Annotated in this window: 19 protein-coding genes; 11 read left to right on the top strand and 8 right to left on the bottom strand. The window is 68.6% G+C overall.

Annotation, left to right across the window (positions count from 1 at the left end):
• Nucleotides 1-294: 294 nt before the first annotated feature.
• Nucleotides 295-1551: a diaminobutyrate--2-oxoglutarate transaminase gene (gene ectB / locus NNI01S_RS20010; RefSeq protein WP_063021645.1), complete on the bottom strand. Its 1257-nt coding sequence runs from the start codon at nt 1549-1551 to the stop codon at nt 295-297.
• Nucleotides 1552-1695: 144 nt separating this feature from the next.
• On the opposite strand from ectB, the gene NNI01S_RS20015 reads away from it, so the two are divergent.
• From NNI01S_RS20015 to NNI01S_RS20025, 3 genes are read left to right on the top strand one after another with little or no spacing between them, the layout of a single operon-like run.
• A complete protein-coding gene (locus NNI01S_RS20015) occupies nt 1696-2550 on the top strand; it encodes an ABC transporter permease (RefSeq protein ID WP_063021646.1) in 855 nt (284 codons plus the stop codon).
• Nucleotides 2543-3370, top strand: a complete 828-nt coding sequence (locus tag NNI01S_RS20020) for an ABC transporter permease (protein ID WP_063021647.1) — start codon at nt 2543-2545, stop codon at nt 3368-3370. The genes NNI01S_RS20015 and NNI01S_RS20020 overlap by 8 nt, the downstream gene beginning before the upstream one ends.
• Complete coding sequence (locus tag NNI01S_RS20025) at nt 3367-4362, top strand: ABC transporter ATP-binding protein (protein WP_063021648.1); 996 nt, start codon at nt 3367-3369, stop codon at nt 4360-4362. Before NNI01S_RS20020 ends, NNI01S_RS20025 begins: the two co-directional genes overlap by 4 nt.
• Nucleotides 4363-4394: 32 nt before the next feature.
• Here NNI01S_RS20025 and NNI01S_RS20030 read toward each other — a convergent pair whose 3' ends face one another.
• Nucleotides 4395-5072, bottom strand: coding sequence for a DUF4389 domain-containing protein (locus NNI01S_RS20030; protein ID WP_063021649.1), 678 nt, complete (start codon nt 5070-5072; stop codon nt 4395-4397).
• 226 nt (nt 5073-5298) lie between these two features.
• On the opposite strand from NNI01S_RS20030, the gene lpqS reads away from it, so the two are divergent.
• The 3 genes from lpqS to NNI01S_RS20045 all read left to right on the top strand — a co-directional run bounded on the left by lpqS (nt 5299) and on the right by NNI01S_RS20045 (nt 8227).
• Nucleotides 5299-5715: a putative copper homeostasis (lipo)protein LpqS gene (gene lpqS / locus NNI01S_RS20035; RefSeq protein ID WP_157114876.1), complete on the top strand. Its 417-nt coding sequence runs from the start codon at nt 5299-5301 to the stop codon at nt 5713-5715.
• Between the two features lie 233 nt (nt 5716-5948).
• The gene (locus NNI01S_RS20040; RefSeq protein WP_245676292.1) at nt 5949-6992 is read left to right on the top strand and encodes a PLP-dependent cysteine synthase family protein; all 1044 of its coding nucleotides are present in this window, start codon (nt 5949-5951) and stop codon (nt 6990-6992) included.
• Entirely contained in the window at nt 6989-8227 is a 1239-nt protein-coding gene (locus NNI01S_RS20045) for an MFS transporter (RefSeq protein WP_063021652.1), read from the top strand. The genes NNI01S_RS20040 and NNI01S_RS20045 overlap by 4 nt, the downstream gene beginning before the upstream one ends.
• A 43-nt stretch (nt 8228-8270) precedes the next feature.
• Here NNI01S_RS20045 and NNI01S_RS20050 read toward each other — a convergent pair whose 3' ends face one another.
• Nucleotides 8271-8591: a hypothetical protein gene (locus tag NNI01S_RS20050; RefSeq protein WP_063021703.1), complete on the bottom strand. Its 321-nt coding sequence runs from the start codon at nt 8589-8591 to the stop codon at nt 8271-8273.
• A 370-nt stretch (nt 8592-8961) separates the two neighbouring features.
• Between NNI01S_RS20050 and NNI01S_RS20055 the strand changes: the two genes are divergently transcribed.
• Nucleotides 8962-9510: a DUF4254 domain-containing protein gene (locus tag NNI01S_RS20055; protein WP_245676286.1), complete on the top strand. Its 549-nt coding sequence runs from the start codon at nt 8962-8964 to the stop codon at nt 9508-9510.
• On the opposite strand, the gene NNI01S_RS20060 is transcribed toward NNI01S_RS20055, so the two are convergent.
• The 3 genes from NNI01S_RS20060 to NNI01S_RS20070 are packed head-to-tail and all read right to left on the bottom strand — an operon-like array spanning nt 9511 to nt 12116.
• Nucleotides 9511-9786 carry a hypothetical protein gene (locus NNI01S_RS20060; protein ID WP_245676287.1) on the bottom strand — a complete coding sequence of 92 codons (276 nt, stop codon included), beginning with the start codon at nt 9784-9786 and terminating at the stop codon, nt 9511-9513. It lies immediately after the preceding gene.
• A gap of 42 nt (nt 9787-9828) precedes the next feature.
• Nucleotides 9829-10977 (bottom strand): fatty acid desaturase family protein, encoded by a 1149-nt coding sequence (locus NNI01S_RS20065; protein WP_063021655.1) that lies wholly within the window; start codon nt 10975-10977, stop codon nt 9829-9831.
• 20 nt (nt 10978-10997) lie between these two features.
• Nucleotides 10998-12116 (bottom strand): ferredoxin reductase, encoded by a 1119-nt coding sequence (locus NNI01S_RS20070; RefSeq protein ID WP_063021656.1) that lies wholly within the window; start codon nt 12114-12116, stop codon nt 10998-11000.
• 171 nt (nt 12117-12287) lie between these two features.
• On the opposite strand from NNI01S_RS20070, the gene NNI01S_RS20075 reads away from it, so the two are divergent.
• On the top strand, nt 12288-12908 hold the full coding sequence (locus NNI01S_RS20075) for a TetR family transcriptional regulator (protein WP_245676288.1): 621 nt from the start codon (nt 12288-12290) through the stop codon (nt 12906-12908).
• Between the two features lie 19 nt (nt 12909-12927).
• Here the strand turns inward: NNI01S_RS20075 and NNI01S_RS20080 are convergent, their stop codons facing one another.
• Nucleotides 12928-14286, bottom strand: coding sequence for an MFS transporter (locus tag NNI01S_RS20080; RefSeq protein ID WP_063021704.1), 1359 nt, complete (start codon nt 14284-14286; stop codon nt 12928-12930).
• Nucleotides 14287-14410: 124 nt separating this feature from the next.
• Here NNI01S_RS20080 and NNI01S_RS20085 point away from each other — a divergent pair, with 124 nt between their 5' ends.
• The 3 genes from NNI01S_RS20085 (at nt 14411) to cmrA (ending at nt 17930) form a co-directional block, all read left to right on the top strand.
• Nucleotides 14411-14968, top strand: a complete 558-nt coding sequence (locus NNI01S_RS20085; RefSeq protein ID WP_063021658.1) for a PadR family transcriptional regulator — start codon at nt 14411-14413, stop codon at nt 14966-14968.
• 21 nt (nt 14969-14989) lie between these two features.
• A complete protein-coding gene (locus NNI01S_RS20090; protein ID WP_063021659.1) occupies nt 14990-17020 on the top strand; it encodes an NADPH-dependent 2,4-dienoyl-CoA reductase in 2031 nt (676 codons plus the stop codon).
• A 106-nt stretch (nt 17021-17126) separates the two neighbouring features.
• Nucleotides 17127-17930: a mycolate reductase gene (gene cmrA / locus NNI01S_RS20095; protein WP_063021660.1), complete on the top strand. Its 804-nt coding sequence runs from the start codon at nt 17127-17129 to the stop codon at nt 17928-17930.
• A 129-nt stretch (nt 17931-18059) separates the two neighbouring features.
• On the opposite strand, the gene NNI01S_RS20100 is transcribed toward cmrA, so the two are convergent.
• The gene (locus NNI01S_RS20100; RefSeq protein WP_063021661.1) at nt 18060-19751 is read right to left on the bottom strand and encodes a helicase HerA-like domain-containing protein; all 1692 of its coding nucleotides are present in this window, start codon (nt 19749-19751) and stop codon (nt 18060-18062) included.
• Between the last annotated feature and the right edge of the window lie 37 nt (nt 19752-19788).

A 19788-nucleotide genomic window follows, 5' to 3' on the forward strand; every position in this document is an offset into this window, starting at 1 on the left:
TTGAAGATTTCGCACTTCGTATCCCGGCGCAATGCGCGTATTTACCAGCTATGGCAAGCCGACACGATGCCGACACCTGCCCCTCGACCAGGTGGCCACTGACACCACTGGCAGGCCCGCGTCGAGCGCCGGCTGCTGCCCCCGCGCCGGACTCGACACCGCACGGCCCCATCCCGCCCCCGAATCGTTCGGCCGGTGCGCGCAGCCCCTAAGCCTTCGCGGGGGAGAAAGCGATGTCGTCGGCAGGCGGGGCGACGGCGGCCAGGATCGTCCCGCAACATGCCCGCGGGGCGTTCACGCGCAGATTGTCTCCATTGCTCCGGCCAGCAGCCGGATGGCGTGGTCGATCTCGTCCTCGGCGATCGTCAGGGGCGGCATCAGTTTGACCACCTCGTCCGCCGATCCGGAGGTCTCCACCAGCAGACCGCGGTCGAAGGCGGCCTGACCGACCTTCTCCGCCAGGGACGCGTCCTCGAAGACGAGGCCGTGCACCAGGCCGCGTCCACGAGCCGAGACACCCGGGAACGCCGCGGCCAACTCGCTCAGGGCCCGCGCGATCCGCTCGCCCTTGGCAGTGGTCGCGGCCTCCAGTGCGGAATCCGACCAATAGTGTTCCAGCGCTACCCGTCCGGTGACGAAAGCCGCGTTGTTGCCCCGGAAGGTGCCGTTGTGCTCGCCGGGGGCCCACTGATCGAGTTCCGGCTTGAACAGCACCAGTGCCATCGGCAGCCCGTAGCCGCCGATCGACTTCGACAAGGTCACGATGTCGGGCACGATTCCCGCGACCTCGAAGGAGAAGAACGGACCGGTACGGCCGCAGCCCATCTGGACGTCGTCGACGATCAACAGGATGCCCCGGGACGAGCACAAGTCCGCCAGCCCGCGCAGCCATTCCGCGCGGGCGACGTTGATGCCTCCTTCGCCCTGCACCGTCTCCACGATCACCGCGGCCGGTTTGTCCAACCCCGAGGACGGGTCGTCCAGCGCCTTGCGCATCCAGAGCAGGTCGTCGGCGATGCCGAGGTATCCGTCGTAGGGCATCGGCATGGCATGCCCGAGCGGCACCCCGGCCCCGGCCCGCTTGGCGGCGTTCCCGGTGACCGCCAGCGCGCCGAGCGACATCCCGTGGAAGGCGTTGGTGAAGCTCAGCACGGTCTGCCGCCCGGTCACCTTGCGGGCGAGCTTCAACGCGGCCTCCACCGCGTTCGCTCCGGTCGGCCCCGGGAACTGGACCTTGTAGTCCAGGCTGCGGGGGACGAAGACGGTGTCGCGCAGCGCTTCCAGCAGCTGCCGTTTCGCGACGGTGGACATATCGAGCCCGTGGGTGATGCCGTCCCCGGCGATGTAGGCGAGCAGGGCGCGCTTGAGTACGGGATTGTTGTGGCCGTAGTTGAGCGAGCCGGCGCCCGCGAAGAAATCCAGGTACTCCTTGCCCCTCTCGTCGCGCAACCACGCTCCGCTGGCGGTGTCGAAGACAGCGGGCCAGCAGCGACAGTACCCGCGCACGTTCGATTCGAGTGCCTCGAAAACAGTCATCTCGGCGACGGTCATGGCGATCCTTACTCGTCGTGCGCGAGCGCTCCACAATCTGAAGTGACAGTGTTTCTAACACTGATGCCCACTTGGTGTGGTCTTTTCCGGAAACAGCGCCGAAGCCTTTCCCGCTCCGAGCACGGCCGGTAGAGTCGATGGCTTGTGCGCGGCAGACCGGAGGGGGGCGGACAGCGTGCCGTCGGGGAACGATTCAGCAGCGCCGTCGCCCTCTACGCATCGCTGGTGGGCGCCGGATTCCGCAGGCAGTGGCAGTACAAAGCGGCCATGTTCGCGGGACTGTTCACCAATTGCGTGTTCGGGTTCGTCCGGGCGGCCGTCCTGGCGGCGGCGGTGAACGCCGCCGGTGACTTCGGCGGGTACGACCGGGGCAGTATCGGCGCCTACGTATGGCTCTCGCAGGGGCTGCTCGGCGCGTTGCAATTCATGGGATCGCTGGGACCGCTGGACGATCGGGTGAAGAACGGCGACATCGCGATCGATTTCCTGCGCCCGGTCGATATCCAATCCGGTTATCTCGCCGACGATCTCGGGCGAGCGGCGTGCACCTTCCTGCCGCGCGGCATCCCGAGCGTGCTGGTGGGCACACTCACCTTCGGGCTGGCGATGCCGGTGACGGCCGGCCCCTATCTGCTCGGCGTGATGAGTGTGCTGCTGGCTGTGGTGCTTTCGTTTCTGTGCCGGTTCCTGATCGTGCTGATCGGATTCTGGGTGGTGGAAACCCGCGGCATCCGGGTGTTGTACTACACCTGCGGCACGTTCCTGGCCGGGCTGTTCGTACCGGTGCACATGTTCCCCGCATGGCTGGGCGCGCTCGCTGCCGCCACGCCTTTCCCCTCGATCCTGCAGTCTCCGATCGACGTGCTCTCGGGCCGGATCACCGGTGCCGAAGCGTTCTCGGTCGTCGGCGTGCAGATGTTCTGGGTAGTGGTGACCGCGATCGCCGGGCGCGTGCTGCTGGCCGCAGGCCGGCGCAGGCTCGAGGTGCAGGGTGGTTGATGTCGCCCCCGCGCGCGCCGGGTCATGGTCGACGCCCTACGTGGCCGTCTTGCGTTCCAGGATCCGAGCGCAGCGCAGTTACCGGTTGTCCTTCGCCACCGAACTCTCGAGCGCCTTCCTGGTAGGCCTGGTCGAGTTGGCCGAAGTGTGGCTGATCTTCCGCACCGCGCGCGTCCTCGGCGGGCTCGATCTGGACGGCGCACTGCTGCTGTTCGGGCTGAGCAACACGAGTTTCGCGCTGTCCCAAGTACTTTTCGGCCATCTCGACACGCTGCCGGTCCTGATCCGGATGGGCCAGCTCGACGCCTATCATCTGCGTCCGCAACCACTGCTGCTGCAATTGATCACCAGTGATGTCTCGCTGCGCAGATTCGCGCGCGCGGCGGTCTCGATCGTCGCGCTGGCGGTCGGCCTGACACGCAACGACATCGCCTGGAACGCCACCACCGCAATCCTGCTCACCCTGACGCTCCTCGGCGGTATCGCACTGTTCGGCGGGGTGTTCGTCTGCGCCGCGGGGTTGCAGTTCTATCTGATCGACGGCTCCGAACTCACCAACAGCTTCACCTACGGCGGGTCGTTCGCGGCGACGCAGCCCGCGTCGGTGTTCCCCACACCCATGCGACTGCTGTTCGGGTTCGCGATCCCGGTCGCGTTCACGGCCTATCTGCCCACCCTCGCGCTGTTGCGCCTGCCGGGCCCGCCGCTGCTGCCCACCTGGCTGGCCTGGCTGACTCCGGTAGCGGCGCTGTGGGTCTGGCTGCTGGCGCTGACGCTGTGGCGCTCGGGCACTCGGCACTACCAGGGAGGCGGCGGATGAGCACGGGCCGCTCCGGCAGGCCGGAGGCGATCATCGATATGGATGACCTCACCAGGCAGTTCGTCCTGTATCGCAAAGACGGCCGCCGCTGGCGCAGGCGCCGGGAGACACTCACCGCGGTCGACGGGATGACCATCCGCATCGAGCGGGGCGCTGCCGTCGGCTACATCGGCGCCAACGGTGCGGGCAAGTCCACCACGATCAAGATGCTCACCGGCATCCTGGTGCCGACCTCCGGCACGGTACGGACCTGCGGGCTGGACCCGGTGCGGCAGCGACGGGAACTGGCCGGGCGCATCGGGGTGGTGTTCGGCCAGCGCTCCCAGCTGTGGTGGGATCTGCCGCTGCGCGAATCGTTCTCGATCCTCGCCGCGATCCATCGTCTGGAGCCGGGCGCGGCGCGCCGGCGCGCGGACGAGCTCATCGAGCAGCTGGAGATGGCCGACACGCTCGACACCCCGGTGCGCCAGCTCTCGCTGGGCCAGCGTATGCGCGCGGAACTCGCCGCGGCGCTGCTGCATTCGCCCGAGCTGGTGATTCTGGACGAACCCACGATCGGCCTCGATGTGCTGTCCAAACAACGGTTGCGCGAATTCCTCCGGACCGAGCGCGCCGAGCGTGGCACCACCCTGCTGCTCACCACCCACGACATGGGCGACATCGAACGACTCTGCCAACGCGTACTCGTCGTCGACCACGGCCGCTTGGTGTACGACGGGTCGCTCACCGGATTGGCGGCCACCGTCGGCGCGCGCCGGGTCCTGGTGGTGGACCTGGCCGAACCGGCGCCGGACCTCGACGATCTGCCCTCGGCCCAGTTGCTCGGCACCGAAGCCGACGGCATGCGGCAACGGCTGGCCTTCGATCCGCAACAGATCACGGCCGCGCAGTTGCTGGCCGCGGTATCGGAGCGCGCCGAAGTGCGGGATCTGTCGATCGAGGAGCCCGAGATCGAGGACGTGGTCCGGCGGATCTACGGATCCGCCCGCTGACCGAGCGGGCGGATCCGGTCGCGATCCCGGGTTCAGTCGGCCTCGCGAGCGCCCTGGTCGAGCCGGAAGGGCGGGTACTCGTCCCGCATCAAACCGGCGTAGGCCTGCACGCGGATGATCCAGCGATTGACGCCCATCACGAAGTCGTAGAGGCCCTGCGGGTAACGCGCCGTGAACAGCAAGGCGACCAGCGCGACGATCAGCAGGATGCCCAGCAGCGAGATCGAGGAGCCGCCCCAATCGTCGCCCCCGCCGCCCGCGAACGCGACGCCGCCGCTCACCACCGCGCCGACGATCAGGTAGTGCGGAACGGCCAGCAGCCACCACTTCACCAGTACCAGACCGCGGTGCAACGTCTCCGGGTAATCGATCTCCAGGTCGGCCGGGTAGTCCGCGTTCGCTCGCAGGCTGAACGGCGGATACTTGTCGGTGCCGAGCACCGACAAGGAGTAGAAGGTCACCCGCCAGCCCCAGCGCATGACGCCGACATTGAAGTCGAACAGCGCCCGCGGGTACTTGCCGGTGATCAGGATCGCGAAGAAGGCGACGACGGTGAGCACCGCGTAGGCGATGTGCAGGAAGAACAGCACGATGTAGTGCGGTATCGCCAATAGCCACTTGACCAACCACAACCACCGCGACAGCGCGGGATCCAGATCGCCGCGCACGCGAATCGGGTCGGACGGGACGGCGGGCTTCTCGAGTTCCATGAGCGACGCTCCTTACGGTTGCTGTGATCCAAGCCACAACCAGTAGGTGTCCTGATTGTCCCGTATCCAGCCGTGCGGGAACGGCACCATCCGATACCGACACGCCAACGAATAGGGTGCGGCGAGGGCGGTTGGCACCCGGCCGGGCTTGAGCCGCAACCGAATAGATCGAACCCGCCACGAACGCCGGCGGATCGCGCCGTGGCCGGACTTGTACCATCGGGACGTGACGTTCGGCGCGCTGCGGCTACCGGTGACCCGGGTGCTCGTGGCTCTCGCGTACACCGCCTGGGTGGTCGCCATCGCGGTGCCCCAATGTCACGTCTTCACCCACGCCGTCGCGCCACACGCGCATATCGAAGCGTCCGGCCCGGTCATGGCTTCCTCCGTCACCCAGGCGGTCCTCCTCGACCGCCATCAGCACGCCGCCGAGCCGGACCGGCACGTTCCCGCCGACGCGGTGCTCGCCGCCCTGCCGCGCGCCGTCTCGCTGCTGGTTCTGCTGCTGGTCGCCTCGGTGGCGGTGCTCCTGACGGCGCCCGCGGCCGCGCTCGGCGGCGGCGTGCGCGCGCCTCCGGTCGCGGCCCTCCCGGTGTGGCCGGGCAGAGACAAACTCACCCGATTCGGCATCGATCGCAACTGATCGGTCAGCGTCAGGCCGGAGCCTGCCGGGGCCCGGCCGGTGTTCGTGCGATATCCGCACTCACACCTTCGCTGTACACAGCGACCGCACAGAATCGATGAATTCCCATGACTTCTGCGCTGCAGAACCCGGCTGTGCCCGAACCCGCTCGCCGCGAACCGGCCGCCTCGTCCCCGCTCGCGAGCCCGGCGAGTCTCCTGACGGCGGCCCAGCGCTGCCCGCGTCCGGACACCATGGTGGGCAATACGCCGGTCCTCTGGATCACCGAACCACTCGACAGCACAACGCAACCGGACGGCCGCGGCTTCTGGGCCAAGCTCGAGGGCGCCAACCCCGGCGGGATGAAGGACCGGCCCGCGCTGCACATGGTCGAGTGCGCCGAGGCCCGCGGCGAACTCGCACCGGGTGCACCGATCATCGAGTCCACCAGCGGGACGCTCGGGTTGGGTCTGGCGCTGGCGGGCATGGTGCATCACCATCCGGTCACGCTGGTCACCGACCCGGGCCTGGAGCCACTCATGCGCCGCATGCTCGCGGCCTACGGCGCGCGGGTGGAGCTGGTCACCGAGCCGCACCCTACCGGCGGCTGGCAGCAGGCGCGCCGTGACCGCGTCGCCGAACTGCTGGCGCGGGACCCGCGGGCGTGGTGCCCCGACCAGTACCGCAACCCCGACAACCGCGACGCCTACGAGACCCTGGCGCTCGAGCTGGTCGCCCAGCTGGGACGGATCGACGTCCTGGTCTGCTCGGTCGGCACGGGCGGCCATTCCGCGGGGATCAGCCGCACGTTGCGCCGGTATTTCCCGCATCTGCGCTTGGTGGGGGTCGACACTGTGGCGTCCTCGATCTTCGGGCAGCCCGCGGGCGGGCGTCTGATGCGCGGGCTGGGGTCGAGTATCCATCCGGATAACGTCGACTATCCGGCGTTCGACGAGGTCCACTGGGTCGCGCCCGCGGAGGCGGTGTGGGTCTGCCGCAGGCTCGCCGCGACCCACCACGCCGCAGGCGGCTGGAGCGTCGGCGCGGTCGCCCTGGTCGCGGGCTGGCTGGCGCGTACCAGCGACCCGGCCACGCGCATCGCCGCGGTCTTTCCCGACGGTCCGCTGCGTTACTTCGACACCGTGTACAACGACGACTATTGCCGTGCGCACGGCTTGCTCGGCGTCGCCCCGCCCGCCGCGCCGCGACGCATCGCGCATCCGGGCGACGCCGTCGCGGAGTCCTGGACCCGGTGCACCACGGTCGTCGACCCCCGTGGCGAGGAGCGGACGCGATGACCGACCTGATCGCCACTTTCCGCGGGTTCGATCGCCCCAGCCGCGTGCTGATGGTCAATCAGTTCGCCATCAACATCGGGTTCTACATGCTGATGCCCTACCTGGCCGGGTACCTGGCCGGACCGCTCGGGCTGGCCGCGTGGGCGGTGGGGCTGGTGCTCGGCATCCGCAACTTCGCCCAGCAGGGCATGTTCCTGCTCGGCGGCACGCTGGCCGATCGGCTCGGCTACAAGCCGCTCATCGTCACCGGATGCCTGCTGCGCACGGGCGGGTTCGCATTGCTCGCGGTCGCGGATACGCTACCGGCGCTGCTGGTCGCGTCGGCGGCGACGGGTTTCGCGGGCGCGCTGTTCAACCCCGCGGTCCGCGCGTATCTGGCGGTGGACTCCGGCTCGCGACGGGTGGAGGCGTTCGCCGTCTTCAACGTCTTCTACCAGGCGGGCATCCTGGTCGGCCCGATCGTCGGGCTCGCGCTGATGGCCGTCGACTTCCGCGCGACCGCCACCGGCGCGGCGATAGTGTTCGGCGTGCTGACGCTGGCCCAGTTACGCGCACTGCCGCAGCACTCGGGCGAGCCGAAAACCACCTCGGTGCTGGAAGATTGGCGGGTCGTGCTGGCCAACCGCCCGTTCCTGCTGTTCGCGGCGGCGATGATCAGCTCCTCGGTGCTCGCCTTCCAGGTGTACCTGGCGTTGCCCGTGCATGCCGCGCGGATCGCGGGCGACTCCGCGACCGCGCTGATGACGGCGGTGTTCGTGCTGTCCGGAGTGATCGCGATCGCCGGGCAACTGCGCATCACCCGCTGGTTCGGGCAGCGGTGGGGTCGCGCGCACAGCTTGGTAGCCGGCCTGGCGATCCTCGCGTCCGCGTTCGTGCCGCTGGTGGCGATCGCGGATACCCGCTTCGGCGTGTGGCCTGCGATCGGCGCGCTGCTGCTCACCGCCGCCGCGCTGGGAATCGGTGCGGCAGCGGTCTTTCCGTTCGAGATGGACACGGTGGTCGCGTTGTCGGGCAACCGCTTGGTGGCGACGCACTACGGCCTCTACAACACCATCGTCGGCGTCGGCATCCTGCTCGGAAACCTGGGCATCGGAGTGCTGCTGGACGCCACGCGTGAAGCCGGGATGAGCGCGCTGGCGTGGGCGGTGCTCGTCGCCGTCGGCGCGGCCGCCGCGGCGGGGCTGTTCGCGCTCACCCGTTCCGGACGGCTCGACGCGCCGGTCCCGATCGGCTGATCGGTGCGGCCGTCCCGGATGCGCGTCGTCCGGGACGGCCCGGTCAGGCAGGCCCGCTCGACTGCGCCGAATACAGGCTGACCTCGCCGTCTTCACTGAGGAAGGCGTTGACCAGCATGGTGCGGGTGGCCCGCAACTCCTCGTGATCCGGCACGGTGGTGGTGATCGAGATCTGCGGGATGACCGCCCAGTTGACCACGTAGCGCTCCGGGGGGCCGTCGTCGTCGGACAGCCGGGCCAGACGGAAGACCGAGACGGTCTTGCGGACGATCAGGTTGCGCACGACCTCTGCGATTCGCTCGGGATCTTCCAGCGCGAACATGAAGCCGAATGTCAACTCGGGCGATGACACATAGGCGGGCACGAACACCGAGGCTAGCGGATCGGGCGGCAGCGCGCAGCGGTCGCGGCGAATCGGTTGCTGTTCATGCGCTCGATGAATCGGCGCACGCCAGGCGACGAACCGGACCGGTTGACCGATCCGTAACGGTACATAACGATTTCCCGGCAGGTCCCGGATTCGCAGACCAGAGTATTGCGCGGATTCGGCTACCGCGCTTTCCTGAAAGTGTCCCTATTTCTCGGACGTCTTCTCTCGCATCGTCGCGGATTTCCCGGTTTCTCTGCCGTGCCGGTGGACCGTGGGACGACATCCGGTTGCGGGACTGCGCCGGAGCCGAGGGGCCGCCCCTCCCCGAAATCCCCCTCGGCCCTGGCGTATCCAAGGATTCGTCATGTCGCAGAGGTACGCCATGCCCACCGAATACGCTCAGCGCAGTTTCGGAACCGAAGAGCTACCGCCGCCCGCCGCACTGCTGCGCGCGATCCGCGAGCCCGGCGAGAACCAGCATCGCCACAGCGTGCTGCACGCCGCGCGGAAACTCGTCGACTGCCACGAGCGACGGCAGCGCGCGCTCACGCGAGCGCACGTGCCGGGGGCGTCCAGCACCCGTGTCGCGGCGTGCAGCCAGCAGGTGGACGACATCGACGGCTGCCGTGCCGAATGGATCGGACGGATCGACGCCTGGGTCGCGGCCAACGTGCAGCACCGGGAGGGCGCTTCCCTGCATACCGAGACCCTCGGCGCGGTCATCGATCGAATCGCCGCGAAATGGGTTGCGGCTCGTCACACTTTGGGCGAGGAGGTCACGACCGGGACGCGGCCCGCACAGGTGGGCGATGCGGCCCACCTGCAGTGGACCAGGCTCGCCGAGCTGATCGACGGCTATCAGGATCTGATCACCGACGTCATCGCGCACCGGCGCAGGCTGCCGGTATGGTGATCAGCGCGGCTCGTCGACCTCGGGTTCGACGACCTCGGCGTCGAGGAAATTCTCCGCCCCCTCTGCCTGCGGCTTCGTAACCGTGACCTCGGCCTCGTCGCCGAGGTCACGGTCGAGGTCCTGCTGTGCCGCCGCGTCCCGGCGCGCCGCGGCCGCCGCCTCGTTCATCTCGATCGCATCGGTGATCCACTCACCGATCTCCCGGGTGACTTCGGCGACGGTGCCCGTGATGATGTTGGCGATATTGCCGACATGCCGGGCGCCGGAAGACGTCAATTCCTGAATGAGATCTTTGTTGCTTTCGAATTTCCCGATCATTCACACGCCCGCTTCGCTCGCCTTCCGCTGTCGCATCACGATAACACCGGGAGACGGCTCGCTCTCGACCCAGCGCGGCGGCAGTGCCAGCTTGAAAATCTTCTTCCACACAGAGCCGATCTGCTTGCCGAGCGGGCCGGTGTTGTACGGCAAACCGTACTTCTCACACAATGCGCGCACGGTCGGGGCCATCTCCGGATAACGGCTCGCGGGCAGGTCCGGAAACAGGTGATGTTCGATCTGATGCGACAAATTCCCGGACATGATGTGGAACAGCTTGCTGCCGGTGATGTTGGCCGAGCCGAGCATCTGCCGGATGTACCACTCACCCCGGGTCTCGTTCTCGGTCTCCTCCTCGGTGAACGTCTGTACGCCGGCCGGGAAGTGACCGCAGAAGATGATGGCGAAGGCCCACACGTTGCGCACCAGGTTGGCGGTGACGTTCCCCGCCAGCGTGTGGAAGAACAGCGGACCGGCGAGCGCGGGGAAGACCAGGTAGTCCTTGAGTACCTGTTTGCCCGCCTTGCGCCACTGCCCCAACAGCAGTTTCTTGACCTCCGGCCACTTCTTCTTGCCCGCCAGGATGTTCTCGACCTCGAGGTCGTGGCCCATCACACCCCACTCGAACAGCATCATCAGCACGAAGGCGTACAGCGGCTGCCCGAGCCGCAGGACGTTCCACTCCTGGCCCTCGTCCATGCGCAGGATGGAGTAGCCGATGTCGCGGTCCTTGTTGTGGATGTTGGTGTAGGTGTGGTGCAGGTAGTTGTGCGAGTGCTTCCACTGATCGGCCGGGCAGACCGTGTCCCACTCGAACACCCGGGAATTCAGGCCGGGCTCGCGCATCCAGTCGTACTGGCCGTGCATCACGTTGTGGCCGATCTCCATGTTGTCCAGGATCTTCGACACACTCAGCGCGGCCACCGCGGCCAGCCAGAACGGCGGAAGGAAGCCGAGATACATCAGGCCGCGCCCGGCGATCTCGAAGCCGCGCTGCGCCTTGATGATCGAGTACAGGTATTCCCGGTCGCGCTCGCCCAGATCGGCGACGATCGCGGCGCGCAGTTCGTCGAGTTCGCGGCCGAGTTCCTCGATCTGGTCCGGGCTCAGGACCAGCGGTCCGTGCTCGGTCTCGGTCAGAATGGTCATGATTCGCTCCCCTTCGTGATTCAGATGTCGATCTCGACGTCGCCGACCGGCGCGCTGATGCACAGCTGGATCGGCTGGTCGGGGTCGCTGTCGGTCTCGCCGGTGCGCAGATTGCGCGTGCAGCCGGAACGACGCACCGCTGTGCAGGAGAAGCAGATCCCCATGCGGCAGCCGTACTCCGGACTGAGCCCGGCGGATTCGGCCTGTTCGAGCAGCGTGGCGCCGTTGTTCCGCGCGCTCACGCCGCTGGCCGAGAAGTCGACGGTGCCCTGCGCGTCCGCGGCGTCGGCCGGGACGAGCGACAGCGTGAACTCCTCGGTGTGCAGCCGGTCCTCCAGCTGCTCGGCCTGATAGATCGTGCGCACCGCGTCCATCAGCGACTGCGGACCGCAGACGTAGGTCTGCGCGTCGGCGAACCACGGCGCCACGCGCTCCAGTTCGTCGTAGTCGAAATATCCGCTGCCCTTCGGTTGGTTGAGGTCCACCCACGGCGCGTCGGGATCGACTCGCGTCACGTCCCGTACGCGGTGCGGATACCGCAGTTCGATGCGAAAGTTCGGGTGCCGCTGCGCGATCGCGTCCAGTTCGTCCCGGTGCGGGAGCACCGCGGGCGACTTCGCGTAGTGCAGGAACACGACCTCGCCCGGATGATCCTCCGCGGCGAGTGTGCGCAGCATGGACAGCACCGGCGTTATGCCGCTGCCGCCGCTGATCAGCAGCAGGCGCTGGGGCCGCGGCTCGGGCAGCCGGAACACGCCGTCGGCGGGCGTCAGATCGACCACCATGCCGGGAGTGGCGTGGCGATACAGGTACTGCGACACCAGGCCGTCCGGCTGCGCTTTCACGGTCAGCTGGATGTGGCGATCCCGCCCGCCTTCCGGGTTGACCGGCGAATAGCACCGCGCGTGCCGCACACCGTCGATCACCACGCCGATCTGGACGTATTGTCCGGCGGCGTGGCCCTTCCACTGCCGGGTCGGCCGCAGCGTGAGCGTGACCGAACCCGGCGCCGAACGGCGCACGTGAGTGATTTCGGCCCGCATGTCCCGCACCGTGAGGGTGGGGCGGACCAGCTCCAGATACCGGTCCAGCGGGTGTGGCGAGGTCAGGGTCTGCACCAGGTTGATGAGATCCACCATTAGTTCTCCGTGCCTCTTGTCGGGCTGACGACGTGCGACCTGATTTCAGTGCACGTCTGTACACTCAACTAGTGTGACTGATGACGGGGGCTAGGTGTCAACCGGCGAAACATGTGACTCGAACTACATCTAGAGATAGGGCGAATGGTGAACGGATGTATGCTCACCGGGATGAATGAGCAGGCAGCTACCCGAGGCGAGCGCAAGGAACGGACCAGGCAGGCACTCCTGGACGGCACCCTCGCGCTGGCCGCCGAGCGCGGATTCGCCGCGCTCAGCCTGCGCGAGATCGCACGGTCGGCCGGCATCGTGCCGACGGCGTTCTACCGGCACTTCGCGTCGCTGGAGGACCTCGGCGCCACTCTGGTCGACGACGGCGTCACCGCGCTGCGGCTGGCGCTGCGCGAGGTCCGCCGCAACGCGGAGGCGAGCCTGTCGGACACGGTGCGATTCGTGTTCGCCCAGGTGGGCCCCAAACGCGAGCTGTTCGGCTTCCTCACCAGGGAGCGCCACGGCGGGTCCGCGGCGTTGCGCGCGGCGATCGCCAGGGAGATCCAGCTGATCGTGCGCGAACTGGTCGCCGATCTGTCCCGGATCCGGGCCCTGGACTCCTGGACGCCGCGTGACCTGGAGATCGCCGCCGATCTCATGGTCACCACGGTGACCGACGGAATCGCCGCCTACGTGTCGGCCGCGCCCCGCGAACAGCAAGCGATCATCGACCGCACCGTGCAGCAGATGCGGTTGATCGCGCTCGGTATGGGCGGCTGGCGGCCGCCCGGGCGGCGCTGACCCGGGCCACGCACGCATCTCAGTCCGCGGACCGGGGCTCCTCGGCGTCGTCGCGGGCGGCCGGGTCCGGCGACCGCACCGGCAGCAGCACCGCGAGTCCCACCGCGAGCACGACCAGCAGGCCCGCGATGCCCGCGCGGTCGGCATCGAACAGCCAGACGAAGACGCCGAACAGGCTCGGCGCGAGGAAGGACACCGCGCGCCCGGTGGTCGTGTACAGGCCGAACAGCTGGCCCTCGCGGCCCGGCGGGGCGAGGCGGACGAGGAACGAGCGCGCCGCCGCCTGTGCGGGTCCGACGAAAACGGTGAGCAGCAAGCCGAAGATCCAGAACATCGCCGGCCCGGATACCACGAGCAGCGCCAGCCCGCACACCAGCATCGCGGCCAGCGACACCACGATGACGACCTTCGGCCCGGCCCGGTCGTCGAAACGCCCCGCGACGATCGCGCCCAGCGCCGCCACGACATTGGCCGCTATCCCGAACAGCAGGACATCGGAGTCGGCGATGCCGTAGACCCGCACGGCGAGCACGGCGCCGAAGGTGAACACTCCGGCCAAACCGTCCCGGAACACGGCGCTGGCGACGAGAAAGCCGACCGTGCGCCGGTCGGCGTGCCACAGCTCGCGCAGGTCGCGCCACAGCACCCGGTACGAACCGAGAAACCCGGCGCTCGCCGCGCCCGGATCGGCGCTGGTGCGCGGCAACTCCGGGACCGCGAACAGCACCGGCAGCGCGAAGGCGGCGAACCAGACGGCGGCCAGCACGGCGACCAAGCGGATGTTGAGTCCCTGATCGGTGGGCACGCCGAGCAGCCCGCGATTGTCGCCCTCCCCCGCGATGAAGCCGAAGTAGCAGATGAGCAGCAGGAAGATGCCGCCGAAATAGCCCATGGCCCAGCCGAAGCCGGAGACCCGGCCGACCGTCCCCGGTGTCGAGACCTGCCGCAGCATCGCGTTGTAGGGCACGTTGGCCAACTCGAAGCAGGCCGACGCGAACGCCAGCAGCACCAGACCGAGCCACAGGTCGCGATAGTCGTCGTGCACGAAGAACATCAGCGTCATCGCCGCGATGGTGAGCGCGGTCAGCGCGCCCAGGGAGCGTTTGCGCTTGGCGGACGCGTCGAAGCGCTGCCCGCTGACCGGCGCCGTCAACGCGACGATCAAGCCCGCCAGGCCCAAGGCCCACCCCAGCCAAGCACTGGCGGAGACCCCGCCGGGTAGGTCGTCGCCGACCTTGTCGGTGAGGTACACGGAGAACACGAAGGTGAGGATCACGGCGTTGAATGCCGAAGAGCCCCAGTCCCACAACCCCCATGCCACCACTTGCCCGCGCCCGGCGGCCTGCCCGACTGTCGCCCGGGCGTTCACCTCGGTCATGCCGCGCAGCTTAATGCGCGCGGCGGCCGCTGGGGCGGCGGATTTCGCGTCCGGCCGAGGGTGGTACGACGACCGGATATGCACCTAGTTGCATAGTACCGATTGTCACGGCTATCCTCACCGCATGGCACTCGAGCATGCGTTGCTGGTATCGCTGACCGAGCGCGCCGGCTCGGGATACGAGCTGGCGCGCCGCTTCGACAAGTCCATCGGCTACTTCTGGAGCGCGACCCACCAGCAGATCTATCGCGTCCTCAAACGCATGGAGGAGTCCGGCTGGGTGGACGGCGAGTCGGTGGTGCAGGAGGGCAGGCCGGACAAGAAGGTGTACTCGGTGAGCGAGGCAGGCCGCGCCGAACTCGCGCGCTGGATCGCCGCACCGAGCGACTCGGGCACCCCGCGCAACGAACTCGCCGTGAAGATCCGCGCCGCCGCCTACGGAGACATCACCGCCCTGCGCGCCGAAGTGGCCCGCCATCGCGACCAGCACGCCCAGCGGCTCGAGCTGTACCGGCACATCGAGAAACGTGACTTCCCCGCCCCCGACCGGCTCGGCGGGACGACCCTGCACCAATACCTCGTCCTGCGCGCGGGCATCCGCGTGGAGTCGGGGTTCGTCGAATGGTGCGACGAAGTTCTGCAAGCACTGCATCCGCGCGCCTCAGCCCCGCGCGCGGATTGACGGAGAAAGGCGACCTCACCCATGAGCTCCTTCCCCCATTTGTTCGAGCCGCTCGATCTCGGCTCCACGACCTTGCGCAATCGAGTGGTGATGGGGTCGATGCACACCGGGCTGGAGGACCGCGCCTGGGACACCAACAAACTGGCCGCCTACTTCGCCGAGCGCGCACGCGGCGGCGCGGGCCTGATCATCACCGGCGGCTACGCACCCAACCGCGCGGGCTGGCTGCTTCCGTTCGGGGCCAAGCTGACCAACAAGACCGAGGCGTACCGGCATCGCACGATCACCAGAGCGGTGCACGCCCACGGCGGCAAGATCGCCATCCAGATCCTGCACGCCGGTCGCTACTCCTACATGCCGGGCAGTGTGTCGGCGTCGTCGATCAAGGCGCCGATCAATCCGTTCCGGCCGCGCGCGCTGTCGGCCAAAGGCATCGAGCGCACGATCGATGATTACGCCCGCTGCGCGAAACTCGCCCAGTTCGCCGGATACGACGGCTGCGAGATCATGGGCGGGGAAGGCTATTTCATCAACCAGTTCCTCGCGCCGCGCACCAACAAGCGCACCGACGCATGGGGCGGCTCACCGGAGAACCGGCGCCGGATCGCGGTGGAGATCGTGCGCCGCACTCGCGCCGCGGTCGGCCCGGACTTCATCATCGTGTTCCGGCTGTCCATGGCCGAACTGGTCGAGAAGGGGCAGACCTTCGACGAGATCGTCGCGCTGGCACAGGAACTCGAAGCCGCCGGAGTGGACATCCTGAATACCGACATCGGCTGGCACGAGGCCCGGGTGCCCACCATCGTGACCTCGGTGCCCCGCGCCGCCTTCGTCGAGTTCACCGCGAAGATCACCGCGCGGGTGGGCATCCCGGTCTGCGCGTCCAACCGGATCAACATGCCCGAGGTGGCCGAGGAGATCCTGACTCGCGGTGACGCTCAGCTCGTTTCGCTGGCCCGCCCGTTCCTGTCCGACCCCGAGTGGGTGAACAAGGCCGCGCAGGATCGCGCCGACGAGATCAACACCTGCATCGCCTGCAACCAGGCGTGCCTCGACCACGCCTTCCAGCACAAGACCGTGTCGTGCCTGCTCAACCCGCGCGCCGGACACGAGACCGAACTGAAGCTGCTTCCGACGCGCCGCGGCAAGCGCATCGCGGTCGTCGGCGCCGGACCGGCCGGGCTGTCGGCGGCGGTGAACCTCGCAGAACGCGGACACCGGGTCGACCTGTACGAGGCCGACGACAAGATCGGCGGCCAGTTCGACATCGCTCGCCGCATCCCGGGCAAGGAGGAATTCAGCGAGTCGATTCGCTACTACAACCGGATGCTCGAGCGCACCGGCGTCACCGTGCACCTGAACAAGCGGGTCGGCGCCGACGAACTCATCGCGGGAGGCTACGACGAGGTGGTGCTGGCCACCGGTGTGCAGCCACGCATCCCCGACATCCCCGGTATCGACCACCCCATGGTGCTGTCCTACGCCGAGCTGGTCCGGGAGGAGAAGCCGGTCGGCAAGCGCGTCGCGGTGATCGGCGCGGGCGGCATCGGCTACGACGTCAGCGAATTCCTCACTGTGGAAGGCCATCCGGCGCTCAAGCTGGACGAGTGGAAGGAAGAGTGGGGCGTCACCTCCGACGACGAGCAGGTCCGCGGGCAGCTCACCGCGCCGCGCCCCGCACCCGCGGCGCGTGAAGTCGTTCTGCTGCAACGCAAGACGACTCCGTTCGGCAAGGATCTGGGCAAGACCTCCGGCTGGGTGCACCGCGCCGCGCTGAAAGCCAAGGGCGTCGAGCAGCTCGGCGGCGTCAACTACGAGCGCATCGACGACAACGGCTTGCACATCAGCTTCGGCGAGAAGCGGCAACGGCCCCAGCTGATCCCGGTCGACAACATCGTCGTCTGCGCAGGCCAGGAATCCGTGCGCGACCTGGAGGCCCCGCTGCGCGCCGCGGGAGTCAGCCTGCATCTCATCGGCGGCGCCGAACTCGCCGCCGAACTGGACGCCAAAAGGGCCATCGACCAGGGCACCCGGCTCGCCGCACGGCTGTGATCGGGCAGCGGCCGGGTTCCACGCCCGGCCGCCGTTGCCGCGACGCGAGGACCTCGCCGGGGATCGTGCGGCGGACCACCGCCCGGGATCGCCTAGGCTGCACCGGGTGAGCCTGCCCTCCCCCACCTCCGAGAACCGCGCGGTCGTCACCGGGGCCTCCTCCGGCATCGGCACCGCGCTCGCCGCCGAACTCGCCGCCCGCGGCTACTCGCTGATCCTGGTCGCCCGCCGCGAGGAGCTGCTCACCGAGCTCGCGCAGCGGTTGACCCTGGCCCACGGCATCACCGCCGAGGTGCGGCCGGTCGACCTGGCCGACCGCGAGCAGCGCGGTGTGCTGGTGGACGAACTGGCGAGCCGCGACATCGCCCTGCTGTGCAACAACGCGGGCATCGCGACCTTCGGCGCGGTCGCGGAACTCGACCCGGCCTACGAACGCGCGCAGATGGAACTCAATGCCGTCGCCGTGCACGATCTGACCCTGGCCGTGCTGCCCGGCATGCTCGCCCGGCGCGGCGGAGGCATCCTGATCAGCGGGTCGGCCGCGGGCAACATGCCGATCCCGAACAACGCCACCTACGCCGCGAGCAAGGCGTTCGCCAACACCTTCTCCGAATCGCTGCGCGGCGAGCTGAAGGGCTCCGGCGTGCACGTCACGCTGTTGGCGCCCGGGCCGGTCCGCACCGAGATCCCGGATCCCGCCGAAGCCTCGATCGTCGACCGGATGGTGCCCGACTTCATGTGGGTGTCCTCGGAATACACCGCCAAGGTGTCCATCGACGCGCTCGCCCGCAACAAGATGCGCGTGGTCCCCGGCCTGATCAGCAAGGGAATGAGCGTGGCGGGGCAATACGGCCCGCGCGCGGTCACCGCTCCCATCGCGGGTGCGTTCTACAAGAAGCTCGGCAACTGAGCGTCAGCGACCCGTCGAGAGAGATCACGCTGCTGCCGGCTCTCGCCACGAAGCCGCAGAGCTGGTCCGCCGGGAGACGACCGCCGACCTGCTCGCCCGCGAAGGTCGGCTGACCGCGCGCGCCGCCGCTCAGCGACGCCTGGTGCCGAACAGGCTGCGGGTGATCTGCCGACCGGCCGCGGTGGCGGCCGAACGCAGGAAGCTGCGCACCGCCGGATTGTTCATGATCCGCTCGGCCGCGGACTCCTCTTCCACCTGGGTGGCGGCACGGCCCGGTACGGGTGCGGGCTCCTGCGGCGCCGCCGCGGCCATCTTCGCGGCGAGCAGTTCGTAGGCCGACTCCCGGTCGATGGTCCGGGCGTACTTCGAGGCCAGCGAGCTGGACAGGGCCCGCGAGCGGATCGCGTCCGCGCCGATGTCGTCCATCAGCGACCGGGGCGGCCGCAGCCTGGTCCAGGCCACCGGCGTCGGCGCGCCCTGCTCGGAGAGCACGGTCACGATCGCCTCGCCGGTGCCGAGCGAGGTCAGCGCCTGCTCCAAGTCGTACACGCCGGTCCTGGGATAGGTGCGAACGGTCTTGGCCAACGCCTTCTGGTCGTCCGGGGTGAACGCGCGCAGTGCGTGCTGGATGCGCGCGCCGAGCTGGGAGAGCACCGGATTCGGGATGTCGGTGGGCAACTGGGTGCAGAAGAACACGCCCACCCCCTTGGACCGGATCAGTTTGACGGTCTGCTCCACCTGATCCAGGAACGCCTTCGAAGCGTCGGAGAACAGCAGGTGGGCTTCATCGAAGAGGAAGACAAGCACGGGCTCGTCTGCGTCGCCGACCTCCGGCAACGTCTGGAACAGCTCGGCCAGCACCCACATCAGGAAGGTCGAGAACATCACCGGCCGCGCCGCCCGAGCGCCCAGCTCGAAGAGCGTGATCACCCCTTTCCCGTCCACGACCCGCACCAAGTCGGCCGGGTCGAGTTCGGGCTCGCCGAAGAACGTGTCGCCGCCGTCGGCCTCCAGATTCACCAGCGCGCGCAGGATCACCCCGGCGGTGGCCGCGGAGACGCCGCCGATGCCCTTCAGGTCGTCCTTGCCCTCGGGACTGGTCAGATGCGTGATCACGGCGCGCAGGTCCTTCAGGTCCAGCAGCGCGAGCCCGTTGCGGTCGGCCCAGTGGAAGATCAAGCCGAGGGTGGACTCCTGCGTCTCGTTCAGCTCCAGCACCTTGCTCAGCAGCACCGGGCCGAAGGAGCTGATCGTCGCGCGGATCGGAAGCCCCGTCCCGGTGGTGCCCAGCGAGACGAACTCGGTCGGGAACCCGGTCGGGGCCCAGTCCGATGCACCGGTCTCCGCGATGCGCGCGGCGAGTGTCTCGTCCGACCGCCCCGGCTCGGCCAGACCCGACAGGTCACCTTTGATGTCGGCCAGCACCACCGGGACCCCGGCGCCGGACAGCTGCTCCGCGATGCCCTGGAGGGTTTTCGTCTTCCCCGTGCCGGTTGCCCCGGCGATCAGACCGTGCCGGTTCATCATCCGCAGGGGAATGCGCACGCGCGCACCAGGGTCCACCGTCCCATCGACCACGACGGTGCCCAGTTCCAGGGCAGCGCCCTCGAAGGCGTACCCCCTGGCGATCTGCTGAGCGGCGGACGCCCCTTCCGCCTCGACGGACGGGGCGGCTCGTCCCGCCGAACCGGCTCCGGTCGCGGTCTGCTCGGCCAGCTCGCGTTCCGCGGCCTCCGCGGCCGCGGCCGCTTCCGCCGCGATCCGCGCCGCCTCGTCGGCCGCCTTGCGCGCCGCGGCCGCCTTCTCCTGCGGGGTGGTCATCGCGCGTCCTCCGTCCTGACCCTGCCGGAACTGTGTT

The sequence above is a fragment of the Nocardia niwae NBRC 108934 = DSM 45340 genome, from assembly GCF_001613465.1.
In the GTDB taxonomy this organism is placed as follows: Bacteria; Actinomycetota; Actinomycetes; order Mycobacteriales; family Mycobacteriaceae; genus Nocardia; species Nocardia niwae.